The sequence below is a fragment of the Halomonas sp. ND22Bw genome (assembly GCF_003011945.1).
Classification (GTDB): domain Bacteria; phylum Pseudomonadota; class Gammaproteobacteria; order Pseudomonadales; family Halomonadaceae; genus Halomonas; species Halomonas halophila.
In genome coordinates, this window is sequence record NZ_PXWD01001317.1 from 1 (window position 1) to 254 (window position 254).

At 69.3% G+C, this 254-nt stretch carries 1 protein-coding gene; it reads right to left on the minus strand.

The window, feature by feature from the left end; all coding sequences use genetic code 11:
* On the minus strand, positions 1-254 hold a 254-nt coding region (locus CVH10_RS26215), incomplete at both ends, for a hypothetical protein (RefSeq protein WP_219925017.1).

Genomic DNA, 254 nt, shown 5'->3' on the forward strand with positions numbered 1-254 from the left:
CCGCGCGCAGCCGTTCAACCAGTTCCAGCGCATCCGCCGCTGGCCAGTGACGCAACTGGCGCGCGACCACCGCGAAGTCGCCGGGAGTCAGCCCCTCTACCATGCCAAGGCATGTCGGGGCGGGCTCTCCGAAAAAACGCAGGAAGGCGGCGGCGGCGCGCTCTGCCCCGAGCGGTTTCAGCCGGAGTTTAAAGACGAACCGCCGCAATGTCGCCGGGTCCAGCCCCGCCTCATGGTTCGTCGCCGCGACGACC